The 8014-nt window shown below is 34.7% G+C and carries 7 protein-coding genes; 1 reads left to right on the top strand and 6 read right to left on the bottom strand.

From position 1 onward, the window contains the following. Positions 1-129 precede the first annotated feature (129 nt). From Rain11_RS13220 to Rain11_RS13240, 5 genes are all read right to left on the bottom strand, one after another. Entirely contained in the window at positions 130-495 is a 366-nt protein-coding gene (locus Rain11_RS13220; RefSeq protein ID WP_101359845.1) for a MerR family transcriptional regulator, read from the bottom strand. Positions 496-625: 130 nt separating this feature from the next. Further along, positions 626-1897, bottom strand: coding sequence for a serine hydrolase (locus tag Rain11_RS13225; RefSeq protein WP_101359846.1), 1272 nt, complete (start codon positions 1895-1897; stop codon positions 626-628). A 107-nt stretch (positions 1898-2004) separates the two neighbouring features. Next, the gene (locus Rain11_RS13230) at positions 2005-3345 is read right to left on the bottom strand and encodes a hypothetical protein (protein WP_101359847.1); all 1341 of its coding nucleotides are present in this window, start codon (positions 3343-3345) and stop codon (positions 2005-2007) included. A gap of 13 nt (positions 3346-3358) precedes the next feature. Beyond that, complete coding sequence (locus Rain11_RS13235) at positions 3359-4777, bottom strand: APC family permease (protein ID WP_101359848.1); 1419 nt, start codon at positions 4775-4777, stop codon at positions 3359-3361. Positions 4778-4874: 97 nt separating this feature from the next. Beyond that, positions 4875-5885 carry a M23 family metallopeptidase gene (locus Rain11_RS13240; RefSeq protein WP_101359849.1) on the bottom strand — a complete coding sequence of 337 codons (1011 nt, stop codon included), beginning with the start codon at positions 5883-5885 and terminating at the stop codon, positions 4875-4877. Positions 5886-6292: 407 nt separating this feature from the next. Here Rain11_RS13240 and Rain11_RS13250 point away from each other — a divergent pair, with 407 nt between their 5' ends. Next, a complete protein-coding gene (locus Rain11_RS13250; protein ID WP_101359851.1) occupies positions 6293-6808 on the top strand; it encodes an acyl-CoA thioesterase in 516 nt (171 codons plus the stop codon). Positions 6809-6873: 65 nt separating this feature from the next. On the opposite strand, the gene Rain11_RS13255 is transcribed toward Rain11_RS13250, so the two are convergent. Then, positions 6874-7854: a DUF4407 domain-containing protein gene (locus Rain11_RS13255; protein WP_101359852.1), complete on the bottom strand. Its 981-nt coding sequence runs from the start codon at positions 7852-7854 to the stop codon at positions 6874-6876. Positions 7855-8014 lie beyond the last annotated feature (160 nt).

The following is an 8014-nucleotide window of genomic DNA, read 5'->3' on the forward strand; positions in this document are numbered from 1 at the left end:
TTCTGTTTGTAAAAGCAGGAGGATTTCTAATAAATTTGGCATTTTTTTTAGGTTAATCGTTGGAAAATTTTCCTAAATAAATGCCATTTTTTTATTTTTCCAAATACCTCAATTGGCGGTCATATTGGTTTAGGCAGGTAATTCTTTTTTGAGCAAAGTCAGAAATTCTTTCATACGTTTAAGAGCCGCAATAGTTTTCAGTTTTTCTCTCATCTCTTTGGAGCGATTACGCATAATTTCTTTGGCGGCATCTAAACGATACCCCTCTACCTTGGTAAGTTGATAGATGAGTTGTAGGTCTTCAATATTCTCTTTGGTAAAGCGTCTGTCGCCTTTGCTATTTTTAGAAAATTGAAGCATATCAAACTCATTTTCCCAAAAACGAATGGTGGAAGGAGTTACCTGTAACATTTCGGCTACCTCGCCAATGGTGTAAAAAAGTTTACCTTCTTGGCTAAGATCTAAAATTGTACTTTTCTCATAATTGTCTTTCATAAGCATAAAAAGTTTAAGAAAAAACACAAAAGACACTTGAAAATTATGTCATAAAGATACAAAATAAAAAATTAAAAATCAAGTTTTTACAAAAAATTTTTTTTAATATTTTTTTAAAACAAATGAAATTTTAATCATATAAATTAAAATTGGATAAATTTGGATTGTACTTTTTTTTGCGAGCAAGTTCATACTTGTAGATAGTTTCGCTGAGAAGTTGCAGAAAAGGCATAGCTTCGGAGGTGTATTCATAATTGTTATCATTAAGAATTTCGTTGCGGTTGGTATGAATAACAGCCGTAAGAAAAAACTCTACATTATTTTCAAAATCCACAATATAAGCGGAGTCAATAGCAAAGCCATAAGCCAATCCTACAATATTAAATACTCTGATTTTGGGTTTGATAATTGCGGTAGGGTTTTGCCCATAGATGAAATATTTTTTGTAAGCATCAAAAAATCCTTGTTCAGGGCGGTAGGTAGTAAGTTTTCCTTCACGAGGGTATGCTCCCATCGTTTTTCTGATAAAAGTTAATTGCTCTTGGGTAAGATGAAATCGCTTTTGTGGTGGCACAGCCTCGGGCAAAAGAGCCGAAATGGTCATTTCGTGTAAATATTGTAGAGGCAGAAAATTGTTTTGTGAAAAATCCATAGGGCTATACTGCAATTTACCACTCATATCTACAAAGGCTTTTCCTAATGACACATTCAAGAGAGGAGAAAGAGTAGAATCGTTGCAAGTTTCGGGTTCTTTGTAAATAAGGCGAAGTTGTGAGTCGTAAAACAAGGTCGCATTGGTACATTTATTTTGTTCGGCGGTGTAACAAGAACTTCCGAGTCTGCGAACAATTCTGATGCTATCATAACCTTTTTGAGCGAGCTGGGTATGAATGTATTTTTGTCCTAAAAAATCATACAGCCGGGCAAAGGAAGGGTTATCACTTACCAGTAAGATTTGCTCAATATACTTGGCTAAACAGGGAGGAGATGGGTCGTTGATTAAATTACCAATCGCTCCCTCTGGACACAAGTTACTTGCTACACTACTCATACGAGTAAAATGATTGATAATAACATCTTCTTTTATTTGGTTGATTTTATTAACTTTCTCTAAACTTAAAAGGATAACAGGTAATTTGATAGTACTTGCAGGATAAAAATAGTTTTTAATATCAACATTGTACCTGAATGTTTTTAGAGCAGGCTTGTTTTCTTCGTTCCTATCTATTTGCGAATAAATAATTTGGATACCATATTCTTTTCGTTCCAAGTATTTTTGGAAATAATCGTATTGGGTGTAGAGTATCAACTCCAAGGGGTTGGGGGAACTCTTTTTTTGAGCTAAAAGAACTTTATAGCTAAAAGTGAAACTCAAACAAAGAAAAATCAATACGGCTTTCATAGTGTTTCATATTTGAAGTTGGGCTATAAACAAAAGCCCATAAGTTTTTGACTTACAGGCATTTATACTTTTTTGTAAAAATTTGTAAAAAACTTTTGTGGTAAAAGTTACTTTTTCTCGTTAGATTTTTCTTTATTTTTTTCTCTATTTTTTTCTTTTTTCTCTGCTTCTATTACTTTCACTTCTAAATCTTTGTCTGTTACTTCCCCTATTTTTTTAGCAAGCATAAGGTTAGAAGTTCCTTCCCTGAACTGATAACCTATACCGAAGGGTAGAGGTTTTACATTTTCTTTATTTTTGTACGCCTCACGCATTGCAGTTTGATAGCGATTGCTAAATAGGCTAATAGGACCTGCATATACGCCATAGAAAGTTTTTTGCCATTTACTATTGTCTGCAAAATTGGAAAGAGGCATACCTGAATCATCTTGTAAAACATATTGGCTATTTTTCAAAATTATATCGCGAATAATTTTGAAGTTATAGTTTTTACCCGGTGCCTGCACGGAATACATTAGATAAGAGGCGGCTTTTAAATAAGTAGCTGTCGGTTTGAGTTTTTCTAAATACTTTCTGAAATCAGGATTTTCTTCTAATAAACCATAGTCAGAAAGGTTGGCACTAAAATAAATCACTGAACGGATTTTATCATCATTTTTTCTTTTGAAAAAAATTCGGTTGCCATATACAACTTTTTTCTTTTTGTTGCTACTATCAACTTTTTCTTTGTGTTCGCTTGCTGGTATTAGATTACCTTCGGTATCAACTACAACTTTTTCGTAATAGGTGATAGTATTATCTAATTGAGCCAAGTATAACATAATCAGGTGAATAGTACCATCTACTTCAATAGAGCGTTTGCCCGTTAGATCTACAGCCATATCATTGGTACGGAAGAAGCTAAATTCTGCTAAAAAATATCCCGCTTTATTGAGTGCCGAAAAGTAATTAGTTTGTTTTTTGGCGATTTTTTCTATATTGAGAGGGTTACCAATCGGCTCTAAACCTATCATTATGGTTTCATCAAGATTAGGAAAAAACACTTGGGCGTGCAAGAAGTCTGCACCACTAAATGGGTAGAATAAAGTACCACCTTTCTGATTGACCTCTTTTAGCTCTACGTCAGCCCAAGTTTGCATTTTGGCGAGCTTGCCTTCTTTGAGTTTTTGCCATTTACGATTACTTTCTTGGGAGTAGCCTTTCCAAGTTTCGGTTTTTTCATATTCTTGCAGAGGGTTGCTTGCTTCTTGTGGCAATCCTGCAATGAAACGAGCAATTTCGTTATACTTTTTATCTGTTGGAATAACTCTTTCCTTCTTACTTTCTTTTACGAGTGTATCAGTTGTCTGAACAGATTTGTTTTGATTAGTATCTTTCTTGTCATTTTTACAAGTTGTAAAAAGGTTGATGCTTGCAACTATTACAAGTAATAAATTTATCTTTTGCATAATGGTTGATATATTAAACTTTTTTCTCCTGTAATCTTTTTTGGTTGATTTTATCACTGATTAAGAAAACAACAAATCCAGAAAGTAAAGAACCTATCGCCAAAATAGCGGGCATAGCTTGTGAAATATAACTTTTTTCAGGGTGGAGATCTATTCCCAGAACAGCTTTCAATGACGGAAATATACGTTGTTCAAATAGGAAAAACATAGTCCAAGCCGTTCCTGCAATGAAAATTAGTGTTGTAATCGGATAGCCCCAAGCCTTGTAAGCTAAAAAAGTTTCCTTTTGTCTAAATCTTAAAACGAATACTCCTAAAACCGTAGATATGGTAAAAATTTCAAGTACAAAAGCAATGGCATATAATACATCATTGAAACTTGATGTAAGTACCAGCACTATGGCAATGCCTGATTGTAGAAAAATAGCAGAAACAGGTACTCCTTTGGCGTTGGTAGTGGCGATACGCTTAAAAATTTCAAAATCTTCGCCTATGGCTTTGGTTACGCGTGGTCCTGCGAAAACCATAGCACTGATAGAGGATACTAACAACAAGGCTATCATACTTGCCATTATTTTACCTCCTGCCTTACCGAAAATCATCATTGCAGATTCATAGCCAACATCTAATTTGCCCGCCAGTTGCTCAATAGGAGCAGTGTATAAAAATACAAAATTAAGCAAAACATAAGCAAGCATTACAATCATTGTGCCTAAAAAAAGCGACTTTGGTACATTTTTACGAGGGTTTTCAATCTCGCCTGCAAGGTATGCGGAGGCGTTCCAACCCGAGTAGGCAAAAGATACATAAGCCAAAGACACAGCAAAAGCAGGTTGCCAAACGTAGTTCCAGTCATTGCTTTGTGGGAGTATCGTAATGCTTTGCGGAGTAGGGGTAATAAGCAAACCAGCTAATATAAAAACGCTAATTAAAAGCAGTTTAATAGCGGTTGAATATTGCTGAAAAAAGCTACCTTTTTTGATGTCGGTGGCGTGAATAAACGATATAACCAGAATAGTAGCTACAGCAATAATTTTTTGAAAAGTAGGATATTCATTTTTGGAGGCGAAAATGGCATCACTGGCGTATTCGCCAAGTGCCATAGCGGCAAGGGCAATGGGAGCGGCAAAACCTACCGTAGCCGATACCCACCCTGAAAGAAATCCGAAACCTCTGTGGTAAATTTGTGAAAGATAGTGGTACTCTCCACCCGAACGGGGCATACGAGCGGCAAGCTCGCCATAATTGAATGCTCCGCAGAGTGCAATGATTCCACCTACTATCCATAAAAGCAGGAGAGGAAAGACCGACTTGATGTCTAAGGCTTGAAATCCCAAGCTCGTAAAGACACCCGCACCAATCATATTAGCAATAACAATAGAAACAGCCGTCAGAAAACTTATCTGTGCCTGTGATTGAGAGGTCTGAGACATTTTGATTAGTCAATTTTTGTGCGTAAAGCCACAAAACTATATGATTTGCTTTATTATCCCAAATTTTTTATCAAAATGTTTTCTTTTCCTGCTTAATTTATTCTTGAATTTTGACATTCCGAGAATCCACTGCTCCCAAAGAACGATTCTGACGAGAAGCGAGTTCTAAAATTTTGTCATATTGTTCGGGGGAGAGGTCGTTGTAGAAGTAATATACTGGATTTACCTTTTCTCCCTTGTAAATAACCTCGTAATGCAAATGAGGAGCAGTAGAAAAGCCTGTACTACCTACATAGCCGATACATTCGCCTCGTTTTACTTTTTGTCCAAGTCTTACATTGAAGCGAGAAAGATGTGCGTAGAGCGTAGTATAATCTTCACTATGCTTGATTTGTATTTCATTGCCATAACCGCCAAAATTATTATTTGCTACTACTACTTCGCCATCGGCAGTGGCATAAATGGGTGTTCCGTGAGGGGCGGCAAAGTCTATGCCTGGGTGAAATTGAGCCCCACCAAAAATAGGGTGAAAACGCATACCAAAACCTGAGGAAAGGCGGGTAAGTTCTTTATTAGAAATGGGCTGAATAGCAGGAATACGAGCTAATCTATCTTCTTTGCTTTTCGCCATTTGCATAATTTCATCATACGATTTGCTTTGTACGTACATTTTACGTTTGAGCATATCTACTTTTTGCAAGGTATTAAGGATAAGTTTTTCAGCTTGCAGACCTTTTTGGAGTAAGTCGCTGTATTTTTCTGTTCCACCCGCACCCGCTATGCGTACTTCTTTGGGAATGGGGTCAGCGGCGAAAATTACTCTATACACCTTATCGTCCCTTTCTTGTAGTGAGGCAAGCACTTTGTCGGATTCGTCTAATTTTTTATTGATGAGTTGGTAATAACTTTTAAGTTCTTCAACCTCACGAGCTAGTTCAAGCTCTTTATCCGATTTGTGAAATTTGGTATACAGAAAGGTAAATAAAACACCAAATAATGAAGCCAACACAACAATACCCGCTACATTGAGAAATATCTCCCATTTGCTAACCTGAACTCTCTCGTAACGGCAAGAGTCGGTGTCATAATAATATTTGATTTTAGCCATAAAGCAAAAAATATTTGTGTAAAACGACTAAAAGATTGTTTAATTGCTAAATACAAAAGATTTTTTTGAATAAAAAAACACCTCTTTAATATATGTACGCTGTTTAGAAAAAAAAGTTTCATCAAAACACAAAATATTTCTTGGCAAAGCTAAATATTTCATCTTTTACTTCAAAGAAAAAAATGCAAAAATCTGATTTATACATAACACACCAAATAAAATCTATTTCTGAATGATTGCAAGGGGAAATGATTATCATTTTCTTTGTTTTGTAAAAAACTTTGATGTTCAAAGCAAAATACACAAAAAACAAAAAGAAAATAAAAACAAACGCACCGCTTTGAACTTCCAAAGGAGTTCATTAAATTGCAGACGAAAATTTGTAAAATTTATTATGTTAAGTAATTATGTCAGCAAAAGCCAAATATGCTCGTGAGTCTTATACCACAATGACCGAAATGGTGCTTCCCAACGATACCAACACACTCAATAACCTAATGGGAGGGAGGCTAATGTATTTTATGGACGTAGTTTCGGCAATTGCCGCTCTCAAACATTGCAATAGGGTAGTGGTTACTGCTTCGGTAGATAATATTTCTTTCAAAGAGCCTATTCCACTTGGAAGTGTGGTTACCTTGCAAGCCAAAGTTACGCGAGCTTTTAATTCCTCAATGGAAGTGCATATAGAAGTATTTGCTGAAAATCCTGTCAAGCAAACCAAAGTAAAAACCAATAGTGCCTTTTTTACCTTTGTAGCCGTAGACCAAGTAGGTAACCCTATCAATGTTCCCGAACTAATCCCCGAAACCGAAGAAGAAAAAGCCCTCTATGAAGGAGCTTTGCGTAGAAGGCAGTTGCGTCTGATACTCGCAGGCAAAATGAAACCCGAAGAAGCAGGAGAGCTAAAGGCACTATTTTCGTAAAAATAAAGAAATCTTATAAAAATAAAAAACTTTCAGTTGTTTGAGCCTGAAAGTTTTTTTATTTTTTACAGACGGGATTCACTTTTTACATATTTAGACGCTAATTCGTCAATTTGCTTGATACTTACCTCTTTCTGATAAATGACCAATCTGTCGTAGTCGTTATAATTTTCTGTCCATTTTACAAGTAATACAAGTAGTTCTATAAAAAGAAAAAAACAAAAGAATAATCCCCATACCATACCACTGATTTTAGACTCCAGTATGATGTTCAAAAGAACTTTTAGTTCATCTAATAATCCTATTTTAGAGCTTAACTCTTTTTCAATAGATTCCCGTGAATTTATAACTTCATTTTCTTTTTTACTCTTTTCTTCTCTTAAAATCTTAATTTGTTCGTCAATTTTTCTAACAAACTCTATCTTTGGATTAGGAATTTGCTGTGTATTCACTTGATTACCTGTGATTTCTATTTCACCTGTCTCTTCATTTTTTTCTCTTTTTGTAGAAGTTGAAATAATAGAAATAGTAGGACTTTTGGTAATTTCTTCTATTATTTGGGCTCTTTCTTTTTCTTTTTCTTCAATGTTTTTATCTATGACTTGAATTTGCTGCTTGAGTTCTTGTGTTTTGACAGGCAAAATTTCATTAACTTTTCTTTGAATATCTTCAATTTTGTATTTTTCTATGTCATCTTTGAATAGAATTTGGTCGGTAATGATAGCTCCTATAGTAGCCATTACTAAACCTAAAAAAAATCTGGAAATAGAAGCTAACTTATTTTTAGCAGAAAGAATAATCTGCCGTTCTATTTGTATAACTATGAAGACCATTAATGCGGAAACAACAGCGGAAGTTATCTCGTTGGTTTTTAAGTACCTTTGTGCAAAAGTATAACCTATAAAAGCCCATAAAGTAGAAATTACTAATAAAGCAGATAAATATTTTTTTACTGTTTTTGCTGCAGCTTCACTACAATTCTTGATTAAAAAATAATTATAACCTATCAACCAGCATCCTAAACGAATCCAAAAGCTTTTCTTCATATTATAGCTTATTATAGCTTAATTATTATTATTAACGTGAATTATAAGTCTAACTTATTGTTTTCAAGGGATTTAAATAAAAAAACTTAGGGTAATTGAAAAAATGATTAACTTTGAGTTGTACTTTTTAAATATTTAATCATATGAGTCAATTACCTCT

The sequence above is a fragment of the Raineya orbicola genome, from assembly GCF_002843425.1.
Taxonomy (GTDB): Bacteria; Bacteroidota; Bacteroidia; order Cytophagales; family Thermonemataceae; genus Raineya; species Raineya orbicola.

What these genes read in the sequence shown, in the direction of transcription:
- Rain11_RS13250 (WP_101359851.1), top strand. Translation starts at nt 6,293, where the DNA reads ATGTCAGCAAAAGCCAAATATGCTCGTGAGTCTTATACCACAATGACC.
- Rain11_RS13230 (WP_101359847.1), bottom strand. Translation starts at nt 3,345, where the DNA reads ATGCAAAAGATAAATTTATTACTTGTAATAGTTGCAAGCATCAACCTT.
- Rain11_RS13235 (WP_101359848.1), bottom strand. Translation starts at nt 4,777, where the DNA reads ATGTCTCAGACCTCTCAATCACAGGCACAGATAAGTTTTCTGACGGCT.
- Rain11_RS13240 (WP_101359849.1), bottom strand. Translation starts at nt 5,885, where the DNA reads ATGGCTAAAATCAAATATTATTATGACACCGACTCTTGCCGTTACGAG.
- Rain11_RS13255 (WP_101359852.1), bottom strand. Translation starts at nt 7,854, where the DNA reads ATGAAGAAAAGCTTTTGGATTCGTTTAGGATGCTGGTTGATAGGTTAT.
- Rain11_RS13225 (WP_101359846.1), bottom strand. Translation starts at nt 1,897, where the DNA reads ATGAAAGCCGTATTGATTTTTCTTTGTTTGAGTTTCACTTTTAGCTAT.
- Rain11_RS13220 (WP_101359845.1), bottom strand. Translation starts at nt 495, where the DNA reads ATGAAAGACAATTATGAGAAAAGTACAATTTTAGATCTTAGCCAAGAA.